This is a genomic window from Stenotrophomonas sp. WHRI 8082, from assembly GCF_040223995.2.
Taxonomy (GTDB): Bacteria; Pseudomonadota; Gammaproteobacteria; order Xanthomonadales; family Xanthomonadaceae; genus Stenotrophomonas.
Genome location: NZ_CP167826.1, coordinates 3,434,710 through 3,460,242 on the forward strand (window position 1 = coordinate 3,434,710; position 25,533 = coordinate 3,460,242).

General features: G+C 66.9%; 22 protein-coding genes and 2 tRNA genes. 13 read left to right on the forward strand and 11 right to left on the reverse strand.

All coding sequences use genetic code 11. The features are described 5' to 3' along the window. Window positions 1-282: 282 nt before the first annotated feature. Window positions 283-1,530, forward strand: a complete 1,248-nt coding sequence (locus tag ABRP17_RS14950; protein ID WP_349985093.1) for a glutamate-5-semialdehyde dehydrogenase — start codon at window positions 283-285, stop codon at window positions 1,528-1,530. Window positions 1,531-1,678: 148 nt separating this feature from the next. On the opposite strand, the gene ABRP17_RS14955 is transcribed toward ABRP17_RS14950, so the two are convergent. The 6 genes from ABRP17_RS14955 to ABRP17_RS14980 all read right to left on the reverse strand — a co-directional run bounded on the left by ABRP17_RS14955 (window position 1,679) and on the right by ABRP17_RS14980 (window position 6,341). Beyond that, window positions 1,679-2,914 (reverse strand): MFS transporter, encoded by a 1,236-nt coding sequence (locus ABRP17_RS14955; protein WP_349985092.1) that lies wholly within the window; start codon window positions 2,912-2,914, stop codon window positions 1,679-1,681. A gap of 217 nt (window positions 2,915-3,131) precedes the next feature. After that, window positions 3,132-3,208 (reverse strand) — tRNA-Pro (locus tag ABRP17_RS14960). 83 nt (window positions 3,209-3,291) lie between these two features. Continuing rightward, window positions 3,292-3,368: transfer RNA gene (locus tag ABRP17_RS14965), tRNA-Pro, on the reverse strand. 54 nt (window positions 3,369-3,422) lie between these two features. Continuing rightward, window positions 3,423-3,539, reverse strand: coding sequence for a cytochrome bd-I oxidase subunit CydX (cydX, locus tag ABRP17_RS14970; RefSeq protein ID WP_188326728.1), 117 nt, complete (start codon window positions 3,537-3,539; stop codon window positions 3,423-3,425). 45 nt (window positions 3,540-3,584) lie between these two features. After that, the gene (cydB, locus tag ABRP17_RS14975) at window positions 3,585-4,739 is read right to left on the reverse strand and encodes a cytochrome d ubiquinol oxidase subunit II (RefSeq protein WP_188326729.1); all 1,155 of its coding nucleotides are present in this window, start codon (window positions 4,737-4,739) and stop codon (window positions 3,585-3,587) included. A 15-nt stretch (window positions 4,740-4,754) separates the two neighbouring features. Further along, window positions 4,755-6,341 carry a cytochrome ubiquinol oxidase subunit I gene (locus ABRP17_RS14980; RefSeq protein WP_349985091.1) on the reverse strand — a complete coding sequence of 529 codons (1,587 nt, stop codon included), beginning with the start codon at window positions 6,339-6,341 and terminating at the stop codon, window positions 4,755-4,757. 192 nt (window positions 6,342-6,533) lie between these two features. On the opposite strand from ABRP17_RS14980, the gene cydD reads away from it, so the two are divergent. The 4 genes from cydD (at window position 6,534) to ABRP17_RS15000 (ending at window position 13,124) form a co-directional block, all read left to right on the forward strand. Then, window positions 6,534-8,357: a thiol reductant ABC exporter subunit CydD gene (gene cydD / locus ABRP17_RS14985; RefSeq protein WP_372486809.1), complete on the forward strand. Its 1,824-nt coding sequence runs from the start codon at window positions 6,534-6,536 to the stop codon at window positions 8,355-8,357. Continuing rightward, the gene (gene cydC / locus ABRP17_RS14990) at window positions 8,354-10,039 is read left to right on the forward strand and encodes a thiol reductant ABC exporter subunit CydC (RefSeq protein ID WP_349985090.1); all 1,686 of its coding nucleotides are present in this window, start codon (window positions 8,354-8,356) and stop codon (window positions 10,037-10,039) included. Before cydD ends, cydC begins: the two co-directional genes overlap by 4 nt. 144 nt (window positions 10,040-10,183) lie before the next feature. Further along, window positions 10,184-11,680 carry a S8 family serine peptidase gene (locus tag ABRP17_RS14995; RefSeq protein WP_349985089.1) on the forward strand — a complete coding sequence of 499 codons (1,497 nt, stop codon included), beginning with the start codon at window positions 10,184-10,186 and terminating at the stop codon, window positions 11,678-11,680. Between the two features lie 298 nt (window positions 11,681-11,978). Beyond that, the gene (locus tag ABRP17_RS15000) at window positions 11,979-13,124 is read left to right on the forward strand and encodes a serine protease (RefSeq protein ID WP_372486810.1); all 1,146 of its coding nucleotides are present in this window, start codon (window positions 11,979-11,981) and stop codon (window positions 13,122-13,124) included. Window positions 13,125-13,130: 6 nt separating this feature from the next. Here ABRP17_RS15000 and ABRP17_RS15005 read toward each other — a convergent pair whose 3' ends face one another. From ABRP17_RS15005 to ABRP17_RS15020, 4 genes are all read right to left on the reverse strand, one after another. After that, window positions 13,131-13,484: a DUF1294 domain-containing protein gene (locus ABRP17_RS15005; RefSeq protein WP_349985180.1), complete on the reverse strand. Its 354-nt coding sequence runs from the start codon at window positions 13,482-13,484 to the stop codon at window positions 13,131-13,133. A 53-nt stretch (window positions 13,485-13,537) separates the two neighbouring features. Then, window positions 13,538-14,650 (reverse strand): homoserine O-acetyltransferase, encoded by a 1,113-nt coding sequence (locus ABRP17_RS15010; protein WP_349985087.1) that lies wholly within the window; start codon window positions 14,648-14,650, stop codon window positions 13,538-13,540. 81 nt (window positions 14,651-14,731) lie between these two features. Continuing rightward, entirely contained in the window at window positions 14,732-15,574 is an 843-nt protein-coding gene (asd, locus tag ABRP17_RS15015; protein WP_349985086.1) for an archaetidylserine decarboxylase, read from the reverse strand. Further along, window positions 15,571-16,221: an SCO family protein gene (locus ABRP17_RS15020; RefSeq protein ID WP_349985085.1), complete on the reverse strand. Its 651-nt coding sequence runs from the start codon at window positions 16,219-16,221 to the stop codon at window positions 15,571-15,573. The genes asd and ABRP17_RS15020 overlap by 4 nt, the downstream gene beginning before the upstream one ends. A 127-nt stretch (window positions 16,222-16,348) precedes the next feature. Between ABRP17_RS15020 and prmB the strand changes: the two genes are divergently transcribed. The 8 genes from prmB to ABRP17_RS15060 all read left to right on the forward strand — a co-directional run bounded on the left by prmB (window position 16,349) and on the right by ABRP17_RS15060 (window position 24,393). Next, the gene (prmB, locus tag ABRP17_RS15025; protein ID WP_192081804.1) at window positions 16,349-17,278 is read left to right on the forward strand and encodes a 50S ribosomal protein L3 N(5)-glutamine methyltransferase; all 930 of its coding nucleotides are present in this window, start codon (window positions 16,349-16,351) and stop codon (window positions 17,276-17,278) included. Next, complete coding sequence (aroC, locus tag ABRP17_RS15030; RefSeq protein WP_349985084.1) at window positions 17,275-18,378, forward strand: chorismate synthase; 1,104 nt, start codon at window positions 17,275-17,277, stop codon at window positions 18,376-18,378. Before prmB ends, aroC begins: the two co-directional genes overlap by 4 nt. Then, window positions 18,371-19,408 (forward strand): D-glycerate dehydrogenase, encoded by a 1,038-nt coding sequence (locus ABRP17_RS15035; protein WP_349985083.1) that lies wholly within the window; start codon window positions 18,371-18,373, stop codon window positions 19,406-19,408. Before aroC ends, ABRP17_RS15035 begins: the two co-directional genes overlap by 8 nt. 82 nt (window positions 19,409-19,490) lie before the next feature. Then, the gene (locus ABRP17_RS15040; protein WP_188326739.1) at window positions 19,491-20,519 is read left to right on the forward strand and encodes an aspartate-semialdehyde dehydrogenase; all 1,029 of its coding nucleotides are present in this window, start codon (window positions 19,491-19,493) and stop codon (window positions 20,517-20,519) included. Window positions 20,520-20,621: 102 nt separating this feature from the next. Further along, window positions 20,622-22,523, forward strand: coding sequence for a FimV/HubP family polar landmark protein (locus ABRP17_RS15045; RefSeq protein WP_349985082.1), 1,902 nt, complete (start codon window positions 20,622-20,624; stop codon window positions 22,521-22,523). A gap of 31 nt (window positions 22,524-22,554) precedes the next feature. After that, complete coding sequence (locus ABRP17_RS15050) at window positions 22,555-22,917, forward strand: VOC family protein (protein WP_192081799.1); 363 nt, start codon at window positions 22,555-22,557, stop codon at window positions 22,915-22,917. Between the two features lie 52 nt (window positions 22,918-22,969). Beyond that, entirely contained in the window at window positions 22,970-23,740 is a 771-nt protein-coding gene (gene truA, locus ABRP17_RS15055; RefSeq protein WP_192081798.1) for a tRNA pseudouridine(38-40) synthase TruA, read from the forward strand. Then, window positions 23,737-24,393 (forward strand): phosphoribosylanthranilate isomerase, encoded by a 657-nt coding sequence (locus ABRP17_RS15060; RefSeq protein ID WP_188326743.1) that lies wholly within the window; start codon window positions 23,737-23,739, stop codon window positions 24,391-24,393. Before truA ends, ABRP17_RS15060 begins: the two co-directional genes overlap by 4 nt. 173 nt (window positions 24,394-24,566) lie before the next feature. Here the strand turns inward: ABRP17_RS15060 and ABRP17_RS15065 are convergent, their stop codons facing one another. Then, window positions 24,567-25,463: a LysR family transcriptional regulator gene (locus ABRP17_RS15065; RefSeq protein WP_349985081.1), complete on the reverse strand. Its 897-nt coding sequence runs from the start codon at window positions 25,461-25,463 to the stop codon at window positions 24,567-24,569. Window positions 25,464-25,533 lie beyond the last annotated feature (70 nt).

Below are 25,533 nucleotides of genomic sequence, written 5' to 3' on the forward strand. Positions count from 1 at the left end.
TGCCGGTTGCGAGGCTCGTCTGCAAGATTGCATGCACAAAGGCGCTGCGCATTCGATTGAGCCGGGGGCGGAAACAAATGACCATCCGAGAACGTCGGCATCGGATCAGGCAGCAACCAGGCAGGCCGGAAGCGAGCGTCACGGTTGCGGGCAAGGCACGCGGATCGGCGCGCCGGGCCTTCGCTATACTCGACGCCAGTGTGTGCCTACCTCAGTCTTCAGCAGGTTCTGCCATGACGCCGTCGCCTTTTTGCCTTTTCTGCTCTTCTGCGTGGTCCAACCATGACTGGAATTGAACAGCAGGCACGTGCCTGCCGCAGTGCAGCTACCGTAGTGGCTGGCCTGGATGCGGGGCAGCGTACGGCCCTGCTGCAGGCGATGGCTGCCGCGCTGGAGCGTCACGCCGGACAGATTCTTGCCGCCAATGCGCGCGACCTCGCGGCGGCACGCGCGAAGGACGTTGGCAGTGCGATGCTGGACCGGCTGGCGCTGGATCCTCCGCGTCTGTTCGCCATGGCCGAGGCGCTGCGTGAAGTGGCGGGACTGCCTGATCCGGTCGGACAGGTCACCCGCGACGAAGTGCGTCCCAACGGCATCCGCGTGCAGAAGGTGCGCGTCCCGCTGGGTGTGATTGCGATGATCTACGAAGCGCGCCCCAACGTCACGGCGGAAGCGGCGGCGTTGTGCCTGAAAGCGGGTAACGGGGTGATCCTGCGCGGCGGATCCGAAGCGATCCATTCCAATACCGCGATTGCTGCGGCCTTGGGCAGCGCCTTGCGCGAACAGGGAATACCCGAGGCGGCAGTCACCGTGCTGACCGACCTGCGCCGGGAAGCGATGCTGGAACTGCTGCAGTTGCACGAGCTGATCGATCTGGCCATTCCGCGTGGCGGTGAGGGCCTGATCCGCTTCGTCGCCGAACACGCGCGCGTGCCGGTGATCAAGCACTACAAGGGCGTGTGTCATCTCTTCGTGGATGCCAGTGCGGACGTGGCGCAGGCCGTCGACCTGCTGGTCGACGGGAAGTGCAGCCGGCCCTCCGCGTGCAATTCGCTGGAGACGGTGCTGGTCCACCGCGATATCGCCGATGTGTTCCTGCCGTTGGCCGGCAAGGCGCTGACCGAACGGGGTGTCCAGCTGCGTGCCGACGTGGCGTCAGAGGCGTTGCTGCCAGGCAGCGTGGCGGCGACGGAAGATGACTATGCCGCGGAGTTCCTGGACCTGGTCATCGCGGTCAAGGTGGTCGATGACGTGGACGCGGCCATCGGACATATCCGGCGCTTCACGTCCGATCACACGGAAGTCATCGCGACCCGCGACGCCGCGCACGCCGAGCGCTTCATCACGGCATTGCGGTCGGCGGTAGTGATGGTCAATGCGTCGTCGCGGTTCTCGGACGGCGGCCAGCTGGGGCTGGGCAGCGAGATCGGCATCTCCACTACCCGCCTGCATGCGTATGGCCCTATGGGCCTTGAGTCGCTGACCGTGGAGCGTTTCGTCGTGCGTGGCGAAGGGCAGGTCCGCGCGTAGGTGGCAAAGCCGACGGTAGAGCCGACTTCAGTCGGCTGCTGTCGGCACTGCCGGCTGCGATCACCACGCCGCGCTACGCACTCGCCGAGCATGGCTCGGCGCTATCGGTATCCGGCCCGAACCGGCCTGGCGGCCATCCAGGCGTCCATCACACGGGCGCCGGACCCCACAGGTCTTCCAGTTTACGTGGCTTGCAGGCGAACCACGATGCGCAGAGCATCACCAGCGCACAGCAGAACAGGAAGCCGAACGGCACCGTCCAGTTGCCGCTGAGGTCATGCAGCCAGCCGACCACGAACGGGCCCAGGCAGCTGAAGCTGTAGCCGACGCCCTGCATGAATCCGGACAGGGCGGCCGAGCCGGTGGGGGTGCGCGTGCGCAGGTTGATCAGCGTCAGTGCAAGCGGGAACGTGGACGGCCCCACGCCAAGCAAGCAGGCCCATAGCAGGGGCGCCTTCATGGGGGCGAGCAGCAGCCCGGCGAACGCGATGGTGAATGCACTGAAGCCGATCAGCACCAGCGGAAAAGGATTCTGCATGCGTACCGCCAAGGAGGGAATCACCAGCGACGGCAGCAGGCCCAAGGCCGAAAACATGGCGACCATCAGCCCGCCAAAGGCAGGCGTCGCACCGGCTTCGACAACGATGCGTGGCAGCCAGGTGAACATCGAGTAGGTCATCAGCGAGGTCATGCCGAACATCAGCGTCATGCCCCAGCCCAGCGACGTGCGGGAGACCTTGCCATGGGGTTGCGCGGACGGATCCGGTGCGTCGTTGATCGTGTCGTGGCGTGGCGTGCGCCGGACCAGCATCAGCCACGGCAGCATGGCGGCCAGCGCCAGCAGCGCCCACATGCCCAGCGACACCCGCCAGCCGACCGCGTTGGCCACCGGCACCGCCAGCAACGCCGGCAGCATCGTGCCCAGTTGCAGCACGCTGATGTACAGCGTACTCATGGCGCCGACCTTGTTGGCGAAGTAGCGCTTCACCAACGGGGGCACCACGACGTTGCCGATGCCCATGCCCGCCAGGGCGATGATCGAACCGGCCAGCAGGCTGCCCACGCCGACGGCACTGGAGCGCAGCAGAAGACCGACGGCGGCCAGGGCCATCGCCAGCAGGGTGGCGCGCTCCAGCCCGATCCGCCGCGCCAGCATCGGCGTACACACACCAAACAAGGCGAACGACGCGGTGGGCAGCATGCCCAGTACGCCAGTCATGGTCGTGCCGAAGCTGAAGGCCTGGCCGAGGACGTCCAGCAGCGGAGTGACCGAGGTCACGGCGGTACGCAGGTTGACCGCCGCCAGCAGGACAGCAGCGAATACCAGCGCACGCCCGTGCAGCAGCGAAGGCGCGGGGGACAGCGGAGAGGAGGCGGGGGTCATCATGGATCCTTGCCGGCGGCGCGTGGCAGCGACCGGATGCAGCAGCGGCACCGGGCAGAGGCCGGTGCGGCAGGTGGGGGAGGGCATCATTGTACGTCGACCGGTCGCCCCCCGCCGATCCTGGCCCGGCGAGCGCGGTGGCGGCTCGATATCAGGACGGCAGACATGAAAAAGCCCGGAAGACCGTCGTCTTCCAGGCTTTGTCACGACCAACAAGTGGTCGGGGAGACAGGATTCGAACCTGCGACCTCTACGTCCCGAACGTAGCGCTCTACCAGACTGAGCTACACCCCGAAGGGTAGCCGCCTATCATATCGATTTCCGCGAAGGGCGGCAAGGGAAATCGTTTTTTCCTTCGGTCGTTCCGATCACCTGAGTGGTCGGGGAGACAGGATTCGAACCTGCGACCTCTACGTCCCGAACGTAGCGCTCTACCAGACTGAGCTACACCCCGAAGGAGCCGCCTAAGATACCGTGTGAAGGCCAAGGCGGCAACACTTTTGTTACATCAATTGCCGTCTCGATCGTCGATGCTGCCCGACTCACGCGCTTCGAACCACATGCCGTTGAGGATGGCGACGACCGAGGCCAAACCGGTGCCAAGAATCCAGGCGAAATACCACATGGTGTGCTCCTAGGTAGGTGCCGGCCCGCAGGCCGGCAGGGTCAGTCAATACGCGTTGGGGTTGTCGCCCATTTCTTCGGCGCTGGTCTTGCCTTTCATCACCCGGTAGACCCAGGTGGTGTAGGCCAGGATGATCGGCAGGAAGATCGCCGTGGCGACCAGCATGATGCCCAGGGTGAGATGACTGGACGAGCTGTCCCAGACGGTCAGGCTGGAGCCGGGCTGGCTGGAGGAAGGCAGCAGGAACGGGAAGATCGCAAAGCCGACGGTCAGGATGATGCCGGTGATCGATGCACCCGAGGCGAGGAAGGCCAGCCCGCCGCGGCGAGCGCGCAGCAGGGCTGCACTGGCCAGTGCACCCGCCAGGCCGATGATCGGCGCGAGCAGGGTGGCGGGCATGCTGCCGTAGTTGCGCAGCCACCCCCCGGCTTCGGCCCCCACGGCCGCGGTTTTCAGCAGTGGATTGGTCGGCCCATCGGTGACCACCTGCGAGGTGATCTCATAGCCGGGCAGGCCGAACGCAACCCAGACACCGGCCAGGGCGAACAGGACGAAGGTCAGCAGCGCCGCGACGCTGCCGTAACGGGCCGCGCGCTCGGCGACCGGACCGTCTGTCTTGAGCACCAGCATCGCCGCCCCGTGCGAGACCACCATCGCCACACTCACCAGACCGGCCACCAGCGCGAACGGGTTGAGCAGGCCAATCAAGGTGCCGGTGTAGAAGATGCGCATGCTGTCGTCGAAGTGGAAGGGCACGCCGAGCAGCACGTTGCCCACCGCCACGCCGGCGATCAGTGCCGGCAGCAGGCCGCCGACGAACAGCGCACGGTCCCAGTTTTCCCGCCAGCGCTTGCCCGGCATCTTGCTGCGGTACTTGAAGGCGACCGGGCGCAGGATCAGCCCGAACAGCATCAGGAACACCGCGAGGTAGAAGCCGGAAAAGCTGACCGCATACAGCGGCGGCCAAGCGGCGAAGATCGCGCCGCCACCGAGCACCAGCCACACCTGGTTGCCTTCCCACACGGGACCGACGGTATTGATCACCAGCCGGCGTTCGTCATCGGTCCTGGCCACGAACGGCAGCAGCGTGCCGACGCCGAGATCGAAGCCATCCATCACGGCCCAACCGATCAGCAGGATGCCCAGCAGCAGCCACCAGATGATGCGCAGGGTGGTGTAATCAAGTCCAAGGATTTCCATTCGGGTTCTCCTGCCTTATGCCAGGCCTGGGGCCGGGTGGGCGGTATGGGAAACGGACGCACGCGGCGCCTGCAGGGAGGGCAGGATCTCGTCAGGTCCCTTTCTGATCGCCTTCAGCATCAGCTTGACCTCGATCACCAGCAGCACCGTGTAGAGCAGGGTGAACACGGCCAGGGTGGTCAGGATCTCGTGCAGGGCCAGGCCCGATGCGGCGTAGAACGTGGGCAGCACGCCATCGACGGCCCAGGGCTGGCGACCGTACTCGGCGACGAACCAGCCACACTCGATGGCGATCCACGGCGCCGGCAGCGACCACACGGCCAGTGTCAGGAACCAGCGCTTGTCGTGGAAGTTGTTGCGGCAGGAGTAGTAGAACGCGAGCGCAAAGAACGCGATCAGATAGAAGCCCAGCCCGGCCATGATGCGGAAGGTCCAGAACAGCGGGGCAACCCGCGGCACGGTATCCATCGCCGCCTTGGCGATCTCGTCCGGGGTGGCGTTGCCGATGTCGTCGCGATAGCGCTTCAGCAGCAGGCCATGCCCAAGGTCCTGCCAGTGGCGATCGAATACCTCGCGTGCTTCCAGGTCGTTCTTGTCGGCACGCACCCGTTGCAGGGCGCCGTAGGCGATCTGTCCGCCGCGGATGCGGTGCTCGGCACGCTCCACCAGTTCCAGGATGCCCGGGATCGGCTGGTCCAGCGAGCGGGTGGCGATCAGTCCCATCAGGTAAGGAATCTTGATCGCGTAGTCGTTTTCCTGCGTGGCCTGGTTGGGGATGCCGAAGGCAGTGAAGTCGGCCGGCGCACGCTCGGTCTCCCACATCGCTTCGATCGCGGCCAGTTTCATTTTCTGGTGTTCACTGGCGGCGTAGCCACTTTCATCGCCCAGCACCACCACCGACAGCGAGGACAGCAGGCCGAAGGCGGCGGCAACGGCGAACGAGCGCCGCGCCATGTCCTTGTGCTTGTTGCGCAGCAGGTAGAGTGCACTGATGGACATCACGAAGATCGCGCCGGTCACATAGCCGGCACTGACGGTGTGCACGAACTTGGCCTGCGCCACGGGATTGAGCAGCACGGCGGCGAAATCCACCACTTCCATGCGCATCGTTTCCGGATTGAAGATGGCGCCGGTCGGGTTCTGCATCCAGCCGTTGGCGATCAGGATCCACACCGCCGACAGGTTGGTGCCCAGTGCCATCAGCCAGGTCACGGTGAGGTGCTTGACCGGTGTCAGGCGCTTCCAGCCGAAGAAGAACAGGCCGATGAAGGTCGCCTCCAGGAAGAACGCCATCAAGCCTTCGATGGCCAGTGGCGCACCGAAGATATCGCCGACGTAATGGCTGTAGTAGGACCAGTTCATGCCGAACTGGAACTCCATCACCAGGCCGGTGGCCACGCCGATGGCGAAGTTGATGCCGAACAGCGTGCCCCAGAACAGGGTCATCTGCCGCCAGACCGGCTTGCGGGTCATGACGTACACGCTTTCCATGATGGCCACCAGGAACGACAGGCCAAGGGTCAGGGGGACGAAGAGGAAGTGATACATCGCGGTCAGGGCGAACTGCAGCCGCGACAGTTCTACGACTGTCGAATCGATCATGGCCTGGCTACCTCGTGGGATAAAGCCGTGTGGGGTGCGGGAAGGTGGGTCTACGTGGAGTGATGATGTGACCGACGACTTCGAACAGCCTTGATTCAGATCAATGTGCGGATGGATCCCCGGGCCGATCGTATGCCAACACCGCAGGCGATGCGACCGACTGCCGCAGTACCGCCGCGGCCACGGCCTACAATGCGCCCAGCTACCGTGTCCGGATCCCCGCAGGGGGCCGACCCCGGCACCTTCTTCCCAGCCCAGAATCCAGTGAGCCAGGCCATCGACAACGAACAGCAGCAGGCGCAGCAGCACCAGCGCGAGACCGCGCAGCGCAAAGATGGCCAGCAGTGGCTGGAGGGGCTGGCAACGGCAGCGGCGGGCAAGCGGCGGCTGGCGGCGGTGTCGATCAGCCTGTCGGGCATCCTGCTGGTCGCGCAGGCCGCCGCCATCGCCTGGCTGGTCCAGCACGTGCTGTTCGAGCGGGCGCCCCTGGCGGACGGTATGGGGGTGCTGGCCGCCCTGGGCGGGGTACTGCTGCTGCGCACCCTGCTGGGCAGCGTGACCCAGGCCGCCGCGGGGGATGTCGCCGATGCGGCACGCCTCGCGCTGCGCGAGCGCGCCTACGCCAGCGTGCTGGGCAAGGGGCCGCTGTGGCTGCGGCAGCAGCGCAGCGGCGAACTGGGGGAGGTGATGCTGGCCCATGCCGATGCCATCGAGAACTACTTCAGCGGATTCCAGCCGGTGCGCATCGAAGTGGTCGTCGTGCCGCTGGTCATCGCGCTGGCCGTCGCCTGGGTGGACTGGGTGGTGGCGGTCATCTTCATCGCCACCGCGCCGCTGGTGCCGTTCTTCATGATGCTGGTGGGCTGGGGCGCGGAGGCGGCAGGGCGCGCGCAGCTGGGCGAGCTGGCGCGCATGAGCGGCCACTTCGCCGACCGCATCAAAGGCCTGGGCCTGCTGCGCCTCTACGGGCGTGGGCAAGCCGAGCTGGATGGCGTGGCGGCCGCTGCGGAGGGGGTGCGCGAGCGCACCATGAAGGTACTGCGCATCGCGTTCCTGTCGTCCACGGTGCTGGAGTTCTTTGCTTCGGTCAGCGTGGCCATGGTGGCGCTGTACCTGGGCCTCAGCTACCTGGGGATGATGTCGCTGCACGCGCAGGTCCCCACCTTGGGAGCGGGCCTGTTCTGCCTGCTGTTGGCGCCGGAATTCTATGCGCCGCTGCGGCGGCTGGCAGCGCACTACCACGATCGCGCCAACGCGTTGGCCGCCGCCGCCGAGATCGAGCGTCTGCTCGGCGGATTGCCGGCAGCGGCCACCGCGCCCGCCGCACCGCGGGCCACGGTGGTGGCCACCGAGCCGCTGCAGTTGCACGCGCCGCCTCTGCGGGCCCGCGCGTTGGTGCTGCGGCCCTTGGGTGCCGCTCACGATGTTGTGCGCGACATCAGCTTCCAGCTGGAACAGAACCAGCGACTGGCCCTGGTCGGGCCCAGTGGCAGCGGCAAGAGCACGCTGCTGGAGGCACTGGCAGGCTGGCTGCCGCCACGCGGGGGCAGTGTCATCCTGCGCCCGGGTATAGAGGTCGGCTACGCCGGGCAACGGCCCTACCTGTTCCACGGCAGCATCGCCGACAACCTGCGCCTGGCCGATCCCACCGCCAGCATGGCGACGCTGCGCCAGGTGGCGGACGCGGCGCAGGTGCTGGCCTTCGCTGAGCGCTTGCCGGCCGGTCTGGACACGGTGATCGGAGAGCGCGGATTCGGCTTGTCGGGGGGGGAAGCACGACGCATCGGCCTGGCCCGGTTGCTGCTGCGCAATCCCGGCATCCTGCTGCTGGACGAACCTACCGCGTTCCTGGATCCGCGCACCGAGGCCGCACTGCTGCAGGCACTGGCGGTATTCGCCCGCGGCCGCAGCGTGATCGTCGCGACCCACAGTCCGGTCGTGATGGCATGGGCAGACAGCACGCTGGTCCTGCCGCAGGGACAGCTGCACGATGGCGCGCCCGAGGTGCCGGCATGAGCGCCGCGCAGCGCGACACGCTGCGGGTGGTGTTCCGCCGGCACACACCGCGGCTGCTGCTGACGGTGCTGCTGTTGTGGACCACCATGCTGGCAGGCAGTGCCCTGCTGGGGCTGTCCGGCGGCTTCCTTACCGCGGCGGCGCTGGCCGGTGCTGCTGGACTGGGCAGTGGCTTCAATTTCTTTTCGCCCTCGGCCGGTATCCGCGGCCTGACGATGGCGCGCATCGCATCGCGTTACTTCGAAAAGCTGGTGGGACACGACGTCACCCTGCGCATCGCACGTGATGCGCGCGTGTGGTTTTTCCGCCGCGCACTGCCCTTGGCACCGGCGCGGCTGGGCACGACACGCACGGCCGAACTACTGGCGCGGCTGCTCGGCGACATCGCCGAGGTGGATGGCCTGTGGGTGCGCGCGCTTGGCCCGCTGCTGGCATTGGCGGCACTCAGCGGGGTGGCGATGGCATCGGCGTGGCTGATCCTGCCCAGCGCTGCTGCACTGCTGGCCGCGATGAGCGTGCTGGTTGGCCTGGGCGTGCCGTGGCTGGGCGTGCGTGGGCGCGATGAGGAAGAGCGTGATCGCGCCCAGCATCGGGCGCAGCTGCGCAATCTTTCGTTTGAAGGCATCGAGGGCGCTGCCGATCTGACCGCGCTGGGCGCGGTGGATCACTGGCAGGGCCGGGTGGAGGTCGCGGCGCGGCAACTGCGCGCGCGGGATCGGCGGCGACGCTGGCGGCTGCTGGGGGCGACCACCCTGCATGGCGTAGTGACCGGTGGTGGGTTGCTGGCCATGCTGGCGCTGGTGCTGTCGGCCCATGAGCACGGACGGTTGGATGCACCGCTGGCCGCCGGTCTGCTGTTCCTGACCGTGGCGATGATCGAGCTGTGGGCAGGCCTGGGCCTGGCGTGGCAGTCGCTGCAGTCAGGCCAGGTGGCCGTCGCGCGCCTGCAGTCCATCGTTGATCAGCCGCCGATGGTCGATGAGCCTGCCGCGCCTGTTGCGATGCCCGACGTAGCCGCCGTGGTGAAGTGGGAAGGCGTTTCGTTCGGCTGGGAGCACGGCGGTCGCACGCTGTTGGAAGGGATCGATCTGACCTTGGAGCCTGGCCGTCGCATCGCCATCCGCGGCGACAGCGGGAGCGGCAAGACCACGCTGTCCAGCTTGCTGCTGCGTCTGTATGACCCGGATGCGGGCCGCATCACCCATGGTGGCGTGGACCTGCGTGCGTATGCGCAGGAAGACTGGCACCGGCAACTGGCTTGGCTGCCCCAGCATGCCCCGGTGTTTGCCGGCAGCGTCGCCGACAACCTTCTGCTGGGCAATCCCCACGCCGGCGATGCGGTGCTGTGGGCGATGCTGGAGCGGGTCCGGCTGGGGGAGTGGGCGCGTGCCGTCGGCGGACTGGACGGCTGGGTCGGCGAAAACGGCGCCACGCTGTCGGCTGGGCAGGCGCGTCGCCTGGCGCTGGCGCGCGCGTTGCTCCGCGGCGCGCCCGTGCTGGTACTGGACGAACCCACCGAGGGGTTGGACGTGGATGCCGCGCATGCCCTGCTGGCTGACCTGCCCGCGCTGCTCGAAGGTCGCAGCCTGCTGGTCATCACCCATGATCCGCTGCCTGACGGCGTGGTGGACCAGGTGTACCGGCTGCAGGCTGGACGGCTGCACGCGGTGGAGCCCGGCTGACCCCGACACCGTCAGGTGATTTCCGGAGCTGGCGCCACCGCGTTGTCCGATGGAAGCAATCCGGGCGTTCAGCACACTGGAGATGCGCCACCCCGTGGCGTGTGCGGGCTACGGTCCGCGCCAACGTCCCCAGGAGGATTTTCCATGCGCCTGACCTTGTCCCAGGCCCTCTTCGCCAGCGCTGCCTGCTCCCTGCTGCTGTCGCCCGTTACCGCCGTTGCGCAGGCCAGCACCGATGATCCGGCGTGGACCATCGACAAACCAAGGCAGACCCGGATCGGCCCTGGCTACTCGCAGGACCTCATCGAAGTGAAGTTCCGCAATGCCGACCGCACGGCGCCTGGCAAGGCCGGCTGGACCTCCCGGCGCAGTGGCGCTTTGCCCCGGCTTGACGCGTTGACGGCAGCGGATGGACCGGTACTGCGCGTCACCCCGCTGTTCTCCGCCGATGTCGTGCACGACACCTCCGATCGCGTGGACCTGCCTGCACTGGGCCAGTGGTACCGCATGCAAATGAAAGCTGGTCAGGACGCGGCAGCCGTCATCGACCTGTTGAATGACATGGACGCGGTGGAAATCGCCTACGCCGCACCGCTGCCGGCGCCACCGCCATCGGCCGATCCAGCGCCCGCCACAGCGCAGTGGGCGTCACCGCTGTTCGTCGAGCGGCAGGGGTACGCGCTGGCTGCCGCGTCCGGTATCGATGCTGCCCACGCACGCACGGTGCCGGGGGGCGACGGAAAGGGCATACGCGTAGTCGATATTGAATACAGCTGGAACTGGCAGCACGAGGACCTGACCAAACTGCGCGTGCCGGGAACCTGGATCAAGCAGGGGGCCAGCATCACCGATCCGTTCAATGACAACAGCCACGGCACATCGGTGCTTGGCGAGATGATCGCCGATGACAACGGCTTCGGGGTGCGCGGGCTGGTCAGTGGTGCCACGCCGCACTACGTCAATGTCACCAGTCCACAGACCGGCTACAACGCAGCCAATGCCGTGGCGCTGGCGGCGGCGAAGCTGGGACCAGGCGATGTGATCCTGATCGAACAGCAGTTCCCCGGCCCGGGGCCCTGCAGCGGCTACGTGGCGCCCGAATGGATCCCATCGATCTACGACGCGGTGGTATCGGCGGTCAGGCGTGGCATCCACGTGGTGGAGACCGCGGGCAACGGCAACGTCAACCTGGACGCCGGCTGCTTCGGCCCCGGTTTCCCGCGCGGGCGGCCTGACTCCGGCGCCATCCTGGCGGGCGCTGGCGGCGCGGCGGCCACGCAGTGGTGCAGGGACAGCGTGGTACCCCGTTCACGGCTGGGCTTCTCCACGCACGGACGCCGGGTCAACCTGCAGGGGTGGGGCGGCTGCGTGGCCACCACCGGAGGCCGCGACCTGTACAACGGTGGGCCCAACGCGGGCTACACGCAGCGCTTCAACGGTACCTCCAGCGCGGGACCGATCGTGGCGTCGGCGGTTGCTGCGGTATCGGGTGCGGCCAAGGCCCGCGGCAAGACGCTCACACCGCTGCAGATGCGCAGCCTGCTGGTGGAAACCGGCACGCCGCAGGTCGGCAACAATGGCCACATCGGCCCCCTGCCCAACCTGCGCGCGGCGCTGGACCGGCTTGCTGGTATGCCGTGACCTGACGCCTGCGTGCAGCGCGGGCAGGGGCGTTCGCGGCTGAAATCGTGACGCGCCAGCCCGGTGCGGCAGATGCCGCCACTGGCGCACGTTGATCACCCGACAGGACGTCGACCGGCGAACTCCGATGTCTGCCAGGGCCAACTGCCCGGCAGGCGTCGGGTGTTTGCCCGAGGTCGCTTCATGGTGCAGCGCTGCACAGTCGAACCGTGTCTTTTCCTTGGAGCGCGCAATGAAACATGCAGCATCAAACCTCCGTCGGCTGAGCTTCATCCTGGCACTGGGTGCAACGCTCCCCTTGATTGCCAGCGCAGCTGAGCCGGTTCTCGCAGGAATTACCCGCGCGACGGACCTGCGGCTGGTCCCCCATGCGTCACGCGATGCGGGTGAAGCCAAGCCCATCGTCGTGTCCGCACGTGATGCCACCTACATCAAGGTCCATCTGGGCCAGTTCGATCTGCCGCAGGGTGTAACGCTGGAGATCTCCAGCCCGGACGGAACAGAAGTCCACCGTTACAGCAGCCAGGCCCGCGATGCCTACACCGTGGATGCGGCCCTCGATGAAGATGGTCGCTCCCGCTTCGGCGTGATGTCCATCCACGGCGACACCGCCATCCTGCGCTTGACCGGAACGGCCGAAGCGCCTTGGATCGGTCATCGCGGCGTCCAGGTAGCGCACTATGACGAAGGCTTGCCGCTGGAGCAGGTCGCCCGGACCGCTGGCGCCCGCCTGTCGGACGACGCAATCGGGCAGCCGCGCGCAATCTGCGGTGCCAAGGATCTGCAGCCGGTCGCGTGCCTGGCTGGAGTTGACGACCAGGCATACAACGGAGCCAGGCCGGTGGCGCGTCTGCTGATCGGCGGGCGTTCGCTATGCACTGCTTGGCGGGTGGGCAGCGACAATCGCCTCTTCACCAATAATCATTGCTTCAATAGTGCCGCCGGTGTCGCCTCCACCGAGGTTTGGTTCAATCATCAGGCTGAGCGCTGTGGCAGCGCCGCTGCCGCAGTGGTAACCAAAGTCAGTGGCGGCAGCCTGCTGCAAACCGATGGCCCCCTCGACTACAGTCTTTTCACCGTCAACCAGTTCGCCACCATTGCCGGCTTCGGTTATTTGGGGCTGGACGTCGGCACGCCCCTTCCCGGCCAGGAGATCTACATCCCGCAGCATCCCGGCGGTCGCCTGAAGGAACTGGCAGTGCGCAGCGACGCGCAGGGCGGCGGGCGCTGCACCATCATCAGCAACAGTGTCAGGGGCGGGCGCGATGCCAGCTACAGTTGCGATACCCAAAGCGGAAGCTCCGGTTCGCCGGTCGTCGGACGCGCCACCAACCGCGTGGTCGCGCTTCACCACCTCGGCTGGTCCAACTGCACCAATTCCGGATCAAGGATGGATCTCATCTGGCCGCAGGTGAAGCAGCACTTCAACAACGTCGTACCCTGATCCGCATCAAGGGACGGACACAAAAACACGCAGCAGCACGATGACCGAGGCCACGTTGGCCACCACGCACACCCAGAACACCTGCTGGAAACTGGCCTTGCGGCTCTTGTGGCGCAGCAGTGACTGCGCGAACAAGGCGCCGGGCCAGCCGCCGGCAAGCGCCAGCATCTGCAGGGTGCGCTCAGGCGTGCGTTGTTGCGTGGCGCGCATGGCGGCACGTTTGTCACGCCAGTACAGACCGAATGTCCACAGGCTTGCGATGAGCAGCCACACCCCCAGCCATCCCGGCAGCCAGCCCACGACCGTGCAGGCCAGCAGTCCACCGGCCACGCACAGCGCCAGCGCGGTACGGGGCGACAGGCGCGGTTCGGGGCGCGGTGCGACAGGCCGACGGCGGGGCGCGGGACGGCGGCTCACAGTGCGTCGAGGAATTCGCGCACGGGGGGGGCAAAGCGCTCGAAATCGACGAGGAACGCGTCGTGGCCCTGCGGTGAATCCAGCCCGATGAAGCGTGCCCGGGCACCGCCTGCCCGCAGCCCGTCCGCGATCTGCTGCTGTTGCTGCACCGGGAACAGGATGTCCGTGTTCGCCCCGATGGCCAACGCCTGTTCCACCTTGATCGAAGACAGGCCGGCCAGCACGTCGCCGTCACCTTCATCGGCCAGATCGAACCAGTCCATGGACCTGCTGAGATACAGATAGCAGTTCGGATCGAAGAAGCGCACAAAGCGTCGCGCGTGGCCTTCGAGGTAACTCTCGACCTGGAACTCAAGGCCGAATGGGTCGTCGTCGGCCTGATCGGAGTCCAGTCGCACGCGACCGAAACGTCCGTCCCATTCCAGCGCCGAGCGATAGGTGATCACGCCCAGCTTGCGTGCCATGCGCATACCCGATTCCGGGTAATGCGCGTCGTCGTAGTCTCCGTTGTTCCATTGCGGATCCAGCCGGATGGCTTCGCGCTGCAAGGATCGGATGGCGATGGAGAACGGTAGTGCCTGTGCACTGCCCGAGATGTTGATGTGGCTGCGTGCGATGCCAGGGTGCACCATCAGCAGCGCCAGCGCAGTCATGCCGCCCATCGAGTTGCCAACCACGCAGGCCAGTTGCTGCACACCCAGTGCGCGCACCACCTCCACCGACGCACGCGCTCCGTCTTCCACCGACAGTTCCGGGAACGTAAGACGGTAACGCTCACCGGTGTCGGGGTTGATGCTGGCAGGGCCGGTGGAGCCTTTGCAGCTGCCCAGCGAGTTCACGCAGATCACGAACCAGCGGTCGGTGTCGATCGCCTTGCCGGGACCGACCATGGCCTCCCACCAACCCGGGGCCGGATTGGCTGCGTTGGATGCGGCATGCGCGTCCGGCGACAGCCCAGTGACGATCAGGATCGCATTGGCGGCGTCGGCATCCAGCGTTCCCCACGTTTCGAACGCAACACGGGCGCCGTGCAGGGCGCCGCCTCGCTTGAACGCAAACGGGGAGGGAAGGGCGTGGAAGCGGGTGCCGGGCGGGATGAATTCAGTCATGGCGGCATTCTAGCCGCTGCGCTCGCCGAGCATGGCTCGGCGCTACCAGGTGCCAGGCGGGCGCAGCGGTACGCCCCTCGATCAGCGCAGCGTGGCCAACGCCTGTCCCAGCTGCACGGCATGCTCGGCATCCAGGTGCGCGGCGAAGTCCGCCACGCCCGGGGGCAGCAGCACGATCACCGTGGAGCCGTAATTGAAGCGCGCCATTTCGGCGAAGCGGTCCAGCACGATGCCGCGGCCACGATAATCCTTGCGCGTGATGCGATCGCCGTAGTGGGGGATCTCCTCGCCACTCCAGACCGTCTCCACGCCGGACACCAGCAACGCGCCGACCATCACGCTGACCATCGGGCCGAATGACGTGTCGAAATGGCAGACCAGCCGCTCGTTGCGGGCGAACAGGCCGGGCACCTTGTTGACCGCAGCCGGGCCCACGCTGAACAAGCGGCCGGGCACATGCACGGTCTCACGCAGCGTGCCGGTCCACGGCATGTGCACCCGGTGGTAATCCTTGGGTGACAGGTACACCGTGGCAAACAGACCCTCGTTGAACGGCTTGGCATCCGCTTCGCTGCCCAGCAGTTCGGCGGCGGTGAATGACTGGCCTTTGGCTTGGAAAATCCGACCGGCGTCGATGAGGCCCAGCTGGCTGATGCGACCATCGGCGGGCATCACCAAGTTGCGCGGATCAGCATCGGCCACGCGCGCGCCGGGCTTCAATGCACGGGTGAAGAACTGGTTGAAGGTGGGATAGCTGCGCGGGTCCGGGTTGGCTGCCTCGTCCAGGTTCACGCCGAACTTCGCCGTCACCGTGTCGATCAGCCACTGCGATACACGCGGATTGTCCGAGTACGCCAGCGAACGCGCCATCGAGGACAGCAGGCGGTGCGGCAGGGCGTAGCTCAGGGTGGTCATCAGGCTCATGGGGCGGATTTCTCGGTCAGCTTATGCAGGTCGCGGGCCATGGCCGGCGCGTTGAATGGGGGGCGAATGATGCCGGCAAGGCGGCCTTCGGGATCCAGCACCGCCAGGGTGGCCGAATGCTCGACCGAGTAATCTTCCGGGTTCTCGTCGAAATGCGTCCCCGGCACCTTCTGGAACACGAAGCCCAGGGCGGTGGCGAACTTCTCCAGCGACGGCACGTCGCCGGTGGCGGCCAGGGTGTCCTTGTGGAAGGCATGGACGTACTCACCCAGACGGGTGGCGCTGTCGCGTTCCGGGTCGACCGACACGAACAACACGCGCGGGCGCAGACTCTCCGGCACGGTTTCCCACTGCTTCTGCGCCCCGGCCAGCTCGGCCAGCGTGGTCGGGCACACATCGGGGCAGAACGTGAAGCCCAGGAACACCAGGGTCCAGTGACCTTTCAGCTCGCCGGGGATCAGGCGGGTGCCATCGGATTGGGCGAGGTTGAAGTCAGGCAGCGGGCGGGGTTGCGGGTAGAAGGTGATCGATTCGGTGGCCGGCAGCCCGCTGGGGGCCTTCGGAGCGAAGACCTTCTGCGCCACGAGCAGGCCGAGACCGGCTGCCAGGGCGATCAGCAGGATGATGCCGACGTTGCGGTTGAACATGAGGGCCTGCGCTGCCGAGGGATCGGCCCCCATCATAACGGCTGTACGGTGGCGGTTTCCCCTGCAACGGATGCCGAGGCAGGCGCCAGCCCCTATAATCGGGGGCCAATTTCCCCGTCGTACCGCCATGACTGCCGAAACGGCCGCCGAACTCCACACGATCATCGACCTGATCCGCTACGGCACCAGCCGTTTCAATGCTGCTGGCCTGACCTTCGGGCACAGCTACGACAATGCCCTGGACGAGGCGACCCAGCTGGTGCTGCACAGCCTGCACCTGCCGCACGACCTCGGCCCGGCCTATGGCCAGGCCCGCCTGCTGCAGTCGGAGAAACAGCAGGTGCTGGAACTGTTCCAGCGCCGCATCGATGAGCGCATTCCGGCCGCCTACCTGACCGGTGAGGCATGGTTTGCCGGGCTGAGCTTCAAGAGCGACGCCCGTGCCCTGGTGCCGCGTTCGCCGATCGCCGAGCTGATCGAAACCGGCTTCGAGCCTTGGCTGGCCGGCCGCCACGTGCAGCGCGCGCTGGATCTGTGCACCGGCTCGGGCTGCATCGCCATTGCCATGGGCCATTACTACCCGAACTGGGAAGTGGACGGCGTGGACCTGAGCGATGACGCGTTGAGTCTGGCGCATGAGAACAAGGACCGCCTGCAGGCGCACAACGTGACCCTGTTGAAGTCGGACCTGTTCAATGGCCTTGGCGGGCGCCACTACGACCTGATCGTGACCAATCCGCCGTATGTCACCAACGACGAGACCGATGCGCTGCCGCAGGAGTATTCGTACGAGCCGGACATGGGCCTGCGTGCCGGCGACGACGGCCTGGACCTGGTGCTGAAGATCCTGCGTGATGCGCCGCTGCACCTCAGCGAAGATGGCCTGCTGATCTGTGAAGTGGGCGAATCCGAACAGCACCTGATCAAGCTGCTGCCGGAAGTGGACTTCGCCTGGGTGGAGTTCAAGGTCGGCCAGATGGGCATCTTCGCGGTGGAATGCCGCGACCTGATCGCCCACAGCGCCCGCATCACCGAACTGGCGGCGCAGCGACCGTGAGCTCCAATTCGTTCGGCAAGCTGTTCACCGTCACCACCTTCGGCGAGTCGCACGGTCCTGCCATCGGCTGCGTGATCGATGGCTGTCCGCCGGGGCTGGCGCTGGATGCGGCCGAGTTCACGCATGACCTGCAGCGTCGGGCCACCGGTAAAAGCCGGCACACCTCGGCACGGCGCGAAGCTGACGAGGTGGAGATCCTGTCCGGGGTGTACGAGGGGCTGACCACCGGCACGCCGATCGCCCTGCTGATCCGCAACACCGACCAGCGCAGCAAGGATTACACCGCCATCGGCCAGCAGTTCCGTCCGGGGCACGCCGATTACAGTTATTGGCACAAATACGGGATCCGCGATCCGCGCGGTGGCGGACGCTCTTCGGCGCGCGAAACCACCATGCGCGTGGCCGCCGGCGTGGTAGCCAAGAAGTGGCTGGGCGAGCGCTTCGGCGTGACCGTGCGCGGCTACCTGTCGCAGCTGGGCAGCATCACCCCGCGTGGGTTCGACTGGTCGGCGGTGGAAGACAATCCGTTCTTCTGGCCCGACGCCGCCCAGGTGCCGGAACTGGAAAGCTACATGGATGCCCTGCGCAAATCCGGTGACTCGGTAGGTGCGCGGGTAGACGTGGTGGCCGACAACGTGCCGCCGGGTTGGGGCGAGCCGATCTACGGCAAGCTCGATGGCGAACTGGCCTCCGCGCTGATGAGCATCAACGCGGTGAAGGGCGTGGAGATCGGTGACGGCTTCGCCAGCGCCGCACAGAAGGGCACCGAGCACCGCGACCTGCTGACCCCGCAGGGCTTTGCCAGCAATCATGCCGGCGGGATCCTGGGTGGCATCTCCACCGGCCAGCCGGTAACGGCCTCGATCGTGCTCAAGCCGACCTCCAGCCTGCGCCTGCCGGGTGCGTCGCTGGACAGCGAAGGCAACATCATTGAAGTCGTCACCGTCGGTCGCCACGACCCGTGCGTCGGTATCCGTGCCGCACCGATCGCCGAGGCGATGATGGCCATGGTGCTGATGGACCAGGCCTTGCGTCACCGCGCGCAATGTGGCGACGTCGGCAGCATCACCCCGCGCATTCCGGGCATGATCGGTGGCTGAGCCGCGGCCGCGCGTCTGGGTCAGTCAACCGCTCATCGATGCGGTGATCGAGCCCCTGCGCGCGCAGGTCGAGCTGATCACCACCGATGAGGTCACTGCCTGGACGGCGGAACAGCTGGCTGCGCGTCTGGCCGACGTGGACGGTGCGATCATCACGCTCAACGAGCGGGTGGGGGCGGCGCAGGTCGCCGGTGCCACACGGTTGCAGGTGATCGCCAATGTCGGCGTGGGCTACAACAACCTGGATGTCGAGGCGCTGAGCGCTGCCGGTATCGTCGCCAGCAATACCCCGGACGTGCTGACTGAAACCACGGCGGACCTGGGTTTTGCGTTGCTGATGGCAGCGGCGCGCCGGATCACTGAATCCGAGCGCTGGCTGCGCGAGGGCCAGTGGGGTCAGTGGTCCTTCCAGACCATGCTCGGCGCCGATATCCATGGCAGCACGCTGGGCATCCTCGGCATGGGCCGCATCGGCCAAGGCATCGCGCGCCGCGGTGCACACGGGTTCGGCATGCGCGTGCTGTACCACAACCGATCGCGGTTGCCGGAAGCGGCCGAAGGCGAGGTGGGGGCGCAGTACGCCGACTTCGATACGCTGCTGGCGCAGAGCGATCATCTTGTTCTGGTACTTCCGTATACCGCTTCCTCGCACCACATCATCGATGCAGTGGCATTGGCGAAAATGAAACCGACCGCGACGCTGGTGAACATCGCCCGCGGTGGCATCGTCGACGAGCTGGCGCTCGCCGATGCGCTGGCCACTGGCCGCCTGGCCGCGGCCGGACTGGACGTATACGAAGGCGAGCCGGCCGTGCGCCCGGAGCTGCTGGCGCTGCACAACATCGTGCTGACGCCGCATATCGGCAGTGCCTCGCTGGCCACGCGCAAGGCGATGGTGCAGCTGGCGGCGGACAACCTGCTGGCCGCGCTCAATGTGGACGGCGCAGCGGCCCGCATGCCCAGCGCGATCAACGCAGAGGCCGCCTTCGCGGCGCGCACTGCCTCGGGCGACAAAAGCAAAAAACGATAGGGAGCCTCCGCGCCTGCACGAGGAGGTTCCCCGAACCCTGCCGCATTGCGTGAATCCCCCCTTTTTTGTCGAGAAACATCCCATGAGTACCGAACCACGTTCCTTCCATGTCGCCGTCGTGGGTGCCACCGGCGCCGTCGGTGAGGCGATGCTGTCCATCCTGGCCGAGCGCAATTTTCCGATCGCCAGCCTGAGCCTGGTCGCCTCGTCGCGCTCGGCGGGCGGCGAAGTGGAGTTCAACGGCCAGAAGCACACCATCAAGGACCTGGCCGACTTCGATCCGAGCGGCGTGGACATCGCGCTGTTTTCCGCAGGCGGCAGCGTGTCCAAGGAATACGGCCCGAAGTTCGCCGCCGCGGGTGCGGTGGTGATCGACAACTCATCGGCGTTCCGCTACGACGACGACGTGCCGCTGGTGGTGTCGGAGGTCAACCCGGAGCAGGTGGCCAACCGCCCGCGCGGGATCATCGCCAACCCGAACTGCTCGACCATGCAGATGCTGGTGGCACTGGCCCCGCTGCACCGCCGATACGGCATCGAGCGCATCAACGTGGCGACCTACCAGTCGGTGTCCGGCGGCGGTCGTTCTGCGCTGGAGGAGCTCGGCAAGCAGACCGGCCAGCTGCTGAGCTTCCAGGAAATCGACCCGCAGCGCTTCCCCGTGCAGATCGCCTTCAACCTGATCCCGCAGATCGACGATTTCCTTGAGAACGGCTTCACCAAGGAAGAAATGAAGCTGGTCTGGGAGACCCGCAAGATCCTCGGTGACGACAGCATCATGGTCAATCCGACCGCCGTTCGCGTGCCGGTGTTCTACGGCCACTCTGAAGCAGTGGCGATTGAAACCCGCGACAAGGTCACGGCCGAGGCCGCACGCGAGCTGCTGTCGCAGTCGCCGGGCGTGGAAGTGGTGGACCGTCGCGAAGCCGGTGGCTATCCGACACCGGTGACCCATGCGTCGGGTACCGATGCGGTGTATGTCGGTCGCATCCGCGAAGACATCTCGCATCCGCGTGGCCTCAACCTGTGGATCGTGTCGGACAACATCCGCAAGGGCGCCGCGCTCAACGCCGTGCAGATCGCCGAGCTGGTTGCCGCCGAAGCGCGTTGATCCGCGGGCCGGGCGCCGGCTGCACAGGGCCCGGCCTGGCCGATAGGGAGCGCCGGACCCTGTGCTATCGGTAAGTGGCGGCCAACCGGTATATTGGCCGCCATGAACAAAGGGGCCCGCGGCGTTATGCGACCGCTCACGTATCTGACGACCCTGCTGCTGGCGCTTGCCAGCAGCTCGGCCATGGCCTTGGGGCTGGGTGACATCCGGGTGCTGTCCAAGCCAGGGCAGCCCCTGCTGGCCGAGATCCCGGTGATTTCCGCCGATCCGTCCGAGCTGCAGAACCTGCGCGTAGGACTGGCCTCGCCGGTAACCTTTGAACGGGTGGGCCTGCAGCGTCCCTCCGGGCTGGTCAGCGAACTGCAGTTCGAACTCAGCCGCAATGCGCAGGGAAGGGCGGTGGTGCGTGTCACCTCGTCCTCTCCGGTGGAGACGACGGCGCTGGCCTTCCTGATCGAGGCGGATTGGGGGCAGGGCAGGCTGGTGCGCGAGTACTCCGCCCTGATGGATGCGCCGACCAGTGCCATGGCCGTCAGCGAACCGGAGATCATCGCGCCGGCCGGGGCGATGTCGAATGCCATCATCCGTGAAGCACAGGCACCTTCCATGGCTGCAGCCAGTGATCGTGCTCCGATGCCAGTCGCTCGGCCCGCGTCCACAGCCGCCGCGCCACGCGCAGAGAGCGCTGCCGCACCAGCGGAGGGCGCTGCAGTAAAGCGGGGCCAGACGTTGTCCGGGATCGCACAGGCCCTCGCCACCAGCCAGCAGACCAGTCGCGAACGGGCGATGATTGCCCTGCTGCGCGCCAATCCAGACGCGTTCATCCGCGGCAACATCAACCAGCTCAAGCAGGGGGCGGTGCTGCGCATGCCCGATGCGGCAGCGCTTGCTGCCGTGGATGACAACGAAGCCGCTGCAATGGTGCGCGAGCATGCCGCGCAGTGGCGCCAGGCCCGTGCTGTTCCGCAGCCGGCTGCCGTTGTGGCCGCCGTGCAGGGGCCGGCGACCGCAACGCCCGCAGTGGCCGCGTCGGACAGCGGCGCCCGTCTTGAAATCGCTCCGGCGGTGGCGGCTGCGGCCGCCACGGCGGGCTCAACCACCGGCACCGGTGATGGCAACGAGGGTGACATGCTCGGCAACGAACAGCTGCGTCAGGCCAGGGAAGACGTCGCCACGCGCGATGCCGAAATCGATGAACTCAAGCAACGGGTCGCGGAGCTGGAGAAGCTGCGGACCGATCAACAGACGCTGGTGCAGATAAAGGACAGCCAGCTGGCCGCGGCCGAACAGCGCCTTGGCCAGGCGCCGCCGCCGGTGCAGGAAGCGGGTGGCCCGTGGTACTGGCTGGGTTTACCCCTTCTGCTGCTGGCCGGCGCAGCCTGGTGGCTTGCCCGGCGCCGCAAGCCGTCGCCGTTGCCGCCGTTGCGACGCGACGACCATGATGACAGTGCGCTGGCGACCAGCCTTCCCGCCGGTGCCGGACTGGATGTACTGGCCGAGCGTGAGGGCTGGAACGACGATGACCTGCACGCGGCGCCCGCGTCGGACGATGCGGGCCCGATGGCAGTGGACGCTGCTGCGGCGCCGCCTGCCGTAGCGACGCTGTCCCCACTGGGGGATGACCCGGCCACGCCGGCCGATGCCGTGTCGCAGGGGGAAGATATCGGGTCGTCTGCGGTCGCGGTGGACAACGCCGATGCCGGCCCCGATCCGGTGCCCGCCTATGCCCGTCACGCGGAGCAGCAGGACGACTTCCGCGGTGTGTTCGAGCTGCCGGCAGACGACGTGTACTCCGCGCCCGCATCTGTCGATGCACCCGTGGCACACGAGACTCCGGCATCATCGACACCGCACGCCGCGGGCCATGACCGCCTTGAGCTGGCCATCGCCTATCTCGACCTGGGTGATGCGCAGACCGCGCGCGCGTTGCTGGAGGAGGTCGCCGCTGCAGACGATCCGCACCTCCGTGCGCAGGCACGTGAACTATTGGCCCGCCTGGGTTGATCCATCAGCAAGGACAAACGGAGTTCCCGACATGCACCACGACAATCGCATCGATTATGTCGAGTTCGCCTCGCACGATCCTGCTTCCAGCCGTCGTTTCTTCGAGACGGTATTCGGTTGGACGTTCCAGGACTATGGCCCTGATTACACCGCCTTCGACGATGGTCGGTTGCAGGGGGGATTCTTCAGCGGAGAACCCGGCGGTTCGTCGACGGGGGCGCCCCTGCTGGTGCTGTATGCCGACGACCTGCAGCCGGTGATGGATGCCGTGGTGGCCGCTGGGGGACACATCCTCAAGCCGGTTTTCTCGTTCCCTGGCGGCAGCCGGTTCCAGTTCCGCGAGCCCGGTGGCAATGAACTTGCCGTGTGGTCCGAGCGCGACCCCGCCACGTAGGACGCGTCGGCCGCGTGCCTGCGCGCCCTTTTTCAGATACAGAGGTAGCACCATGCGTTACGCGCTAGGCGTCGAATATGACGGCAGCGGATTCAATGGCTGGCAGACGCTGGGTGATGCCGGTCCAAGCGTGCAGGCCAGCCTGGAAAAGGCCCTTTCCTCCGTTGCCGATGCGCCCGTGCGGGTCACCTGTGCCGGTCGAACCGATACCGGCGTGCACGGTCAATGCCAGGTGGTCCATTTCGATACCGAGGCCCAGCGGGACCCGCGCGGCTGGGTGCTTGGCACCACCGCCCGCCTGCCGCATGCGATCGCAGTGCGCTGGTGTGTGCCGGTGGCGGACGATTTTCATGCCCGCTTCTCGGCGCGCGCGCGTCGTTACCGCTATCGCCTGCTGACCCGGCCGGTCCGTCCCGCGCTGCAACGGCAGACCCTGAGCTGGGATCGGCGTGCGATGGATGCGGCGTTGATGCACGAAGCCGGACAGGCGTTGCTGGGCGAGAACGACTTCAGCGCCTTCCGCAGCACCCAGTGCGAGGCGCGGCATGCGCGTCGGTCCCTGCACGCGTTGGCGGTGACCCGGCATGAGGACATCATCGAAGTGTCGGTGCAGGCCAATGCATTCCTTCATCACATGGTCCGCAATATCGTGGGCTCGCTGATGCTGGTCGGCACCGGGGATCGGCCAGTGGAATGGATCGGCGAACTGCTGGCCGGCCGCAATCGTTCCGTGGCAGGACCGACGGCCCCACCGCAGGGTCTGGTGTTCCTGGGTCCGCTGTACCCCGATAACTGGCAACTGCCCGCCGAGGTCACTTTATGAGTCGTTCCTACTACCGCACCCGCATCAAGTTCTGTGGCATGACACGCGCCGGCGATGTGCGCCTGGCGGGCGAACTCGGCGTCGACGCGGTGGGTTTCATTTTCGCGCGCGAGAGCAAGCGCCGGGTCGCCCCGGCGGAGGCACGCGCGATGCGGCAGGCCATCGCGCCGATGGTGGACGTGGTGGCGCTGTTCCGTGACAACACCCGCGAGGAGGTGCGCGAAGTATTGCGCACGGTGCGTCCGACGCTGCTGCAGTTCCATGGCGACGAAGACGAGAGTTTCTGCCGCGGCTTCAACATGCCGTACCTGAAAGCCATCGCGATGGGCGGGCGCGAGGAAGTCAACGCGCGGACGCTGCAGCTCCGTTACCCCAGCGCGGCTGGCTTCCTGTTCGACAGCCACGCCCCCGGTGGTGGTGGTGGAACGGGCGTAGCGTTTGACTGGACGCGCATTCCCAGCGGCCTGCATCGCCCCTTCCTGCTGGCCGGTGGGCTTACCCCGGACAACGTCTACGAAGCGACGGTGGCGACCCTGCCGTGGGGCGTGGACGTGTCAAGCGGGATCGAATCCGAGCCGGGCATCAAGGACGGATACTCGATGCGCAAGTTCGTCGAAGAAGTCCGCCGCGCCGACTGCGCCAGCCTGGACTGAGTTTCCCGCGATACGCCCAGCGGCCGCATCGCGTCATCCCGCCCCGGTAGCGCCGAGCCACGCTCGGCGAGCGCAGCGGCCGCTTCTGACGGCCAGCGGCCGTCATTACCGTTATCTGACGGCCTACCGAGGGTAGCGCCGAGCCACGCTCGGCGAGCGCAGCGGCCCGGCTTTCACGGCGTCCCTGCCAGTTGCCCCTTCAGCCACACCGCCAGCGCATCCACGCGCGCGTCCTCACGTCCCGTCGGGCGGGCCAGCACCCACATGCCGCCCGTGCCGGCGAATCCCCACGGGGCCAGCAAGCGTGAACTCGCCACGTCTTCGGCGACCAGCGGTTCCGGCGCAATCGCAACGCCCAAGCCTGCGACCGCAGCTTCCAGCAGGTAGTACAGATGCTCAAAGCCTTGGCCAAGCTGGATGGCACGCGGATCAAGCCCCTGCGCCTCGGCCCATGCGGGCCACGCCTGCGGCCGTGACATCGTGTGCAGCACTGCTTCTGGCAGCAAGGCCGCAGGAGGCTGTCCCTGCAGCCGCTGTGCTGCCGGGTGGCCCGGGGATATCACCGCGCCCACGCGCTCCGCTGCGAGTTCGATGACCTGCCAGCCACTCGGCCACGGTGGCTCGGCCAGCAGCAAGACCGCATCCAGTTGTGCCTGTTCCTCGCTGAAGCTGCCATCCAGAGCCGACCAGTGCACGTGCACGGCCGGCAGCGCGGCCTGCAGGCGTGGCAGCCGTGGAATCATCCAGCGCGCCAGCACACTGCTGCTGCAGCCGAGTACCAGCGCGGCCGCCCGGACGGGGCGGCGCACGGCGTCGACCGCCTCGTGCAGCCGGCCAAATGCCTCGCGGCAGGCAGCGTGCAGCACGTGTCCGGCATCGGTCAGCCGCAATCCGCGGCCCTCACGCTGGAACAGCACCGTCGCCACGTCCGCTTCCAGCAGCTTGATCTGGCGACTGACCGCGCCATGGGTGACGTGGAGCTCGTGGGCTGCGCGCCCGACGCCGCCGAGCCGCGCCGTGGCCTCGAAGGCGCGGAGGGCGTTGAGAGGAGGTAGCGGTCTACTGTTCATGTGAGAAATACTGACATGTCACGCCGGAAATATCGATATTCGCCCGCTGGAGCGTGCGCTAAAGTATCCA

Bases quoted from the DNA above. Each gene is read 5' to 3' on its own strand.
- ABRP17_RS14995 (WP_349985089.1), top strand. From the start codon at position 10,184: ATGCGCCTGACCTTGTCCCAGGCCCTCTTCGCCAGCGCTGCCTGCTCC.
- ABRP17_RS14980 (WP_349985091.1), bottom strand. From the start codon at position 6,341: ATGATCGATTCGACAGTCGTAGAACTGTCGCGGCTGCAGTTCGCCCTG.
- ABRP17_RS14955 (WP_349985092.1), bottom strand. From the start codon at position 2,914: ATGACCCCCGCCTCCTCTCCGCTGTCCCCCGCGCCTTCGCTGCTGCAC.
- prmB (WP_192081804.1), top strand. From the start codon at position 16,349: ATGACTGCCGAAACGGCCGCCGAACTCCACACGATCATCGACCTGATC.
- cydX (WP_188326728.1), bottom strand. From the start codon at position 3,539: ATGTGGTATTTCGCCTGGATTCTTGGCACCGGTTTGGCCTCGGTCGTC.
- ABRP17_RS15040 (WP_188326739.1), top strand. From the start codon at position 19,491: ATGAGTACCGAACCACGTTCCTTCCATGTCGCCGTCGTGGGTGCCACC.
- truA (WP_192081798.1), top strand. From the start codon at position 22,970: ATGCGTTACGCGCTAGGCGTCGAATATGACGGCAGCGGATTCAATGGC.
- cydC (WP_349985090.1), top strand. From the start codon at position 8,354: ATGAGCGCCGCGCAGCGCGACACGCTGCGGGTGGTGTTCCGCCGGCAC.
- ABRP17_RS14950 (WP_349985093.1), top strand. From the start codon at position 283: ATGACTGGAATTGAACAGCAGGCACGTGCCTGCCGCAGTGCAGCTACC.
- cydD (WP_372486809.1), top strand. From the start codon at position 6,534: ATGCGCCCAGCTACCGTGTCCGGATCCCCGCAGGGGGCCGACCCCGGC.
- ABRP17_RS15020 (WP_349985085.1), bottom strand. From the start codon at position 16,221: ATGTTCAACCGCAACGTCGGCATCATCCTGCTGATCGCCCTGGCAGCC.
- ABRP17_RS15060 (WP_188326743.1), top strand. From the start codon at position 23,737: ATGAGTCGTTCCTACTACCGCACCCGCATCAAGTTCTGTGGCATGACA.
- ABRP17_RS15010 (WP_349985087.1), bottom strand. From the start codon at position 14,650: ATGACTGAATTCATCCCGCCCGGCACCCGCTTCCACGCCCTTCCCTCC.
- asd (WP_349985086.1), bottom strand. From the start codon at position 15,574: ATGAGCCTGATGACCACCCTGAGCTACGCCCTGCCGCACCGCCTGCTG.
- cydB (WP_188326729.1), bottom strand. From the start codon at position 4,739: ATGGAAATCCTTGGACTTGATTACACCACCCTGCGCATCATCTGGTGG.
- ABRP17_RS15045 (WP_349985082.1), top strand. From the start codon at position 20,622: ATGAACAAAGGGGCCCGCGGCGTTATGCGACCGCTCACGTATCTGACG.
- ABRP17_RS15065 (WP_349985081.1), bottom strand. From the start codon at position 25,463: ATGAACAGTAGACCGCTACCTCCTCTCAACGCCCTCCGCGCCTTCGAG.
- ABRP17_RS15050 (WP_192081799.1), top strand. From the start codon at position 22,555: ATGCACCACGACAATCGCATCGATTATGTCGAGTTCGCCTCGCACGAT.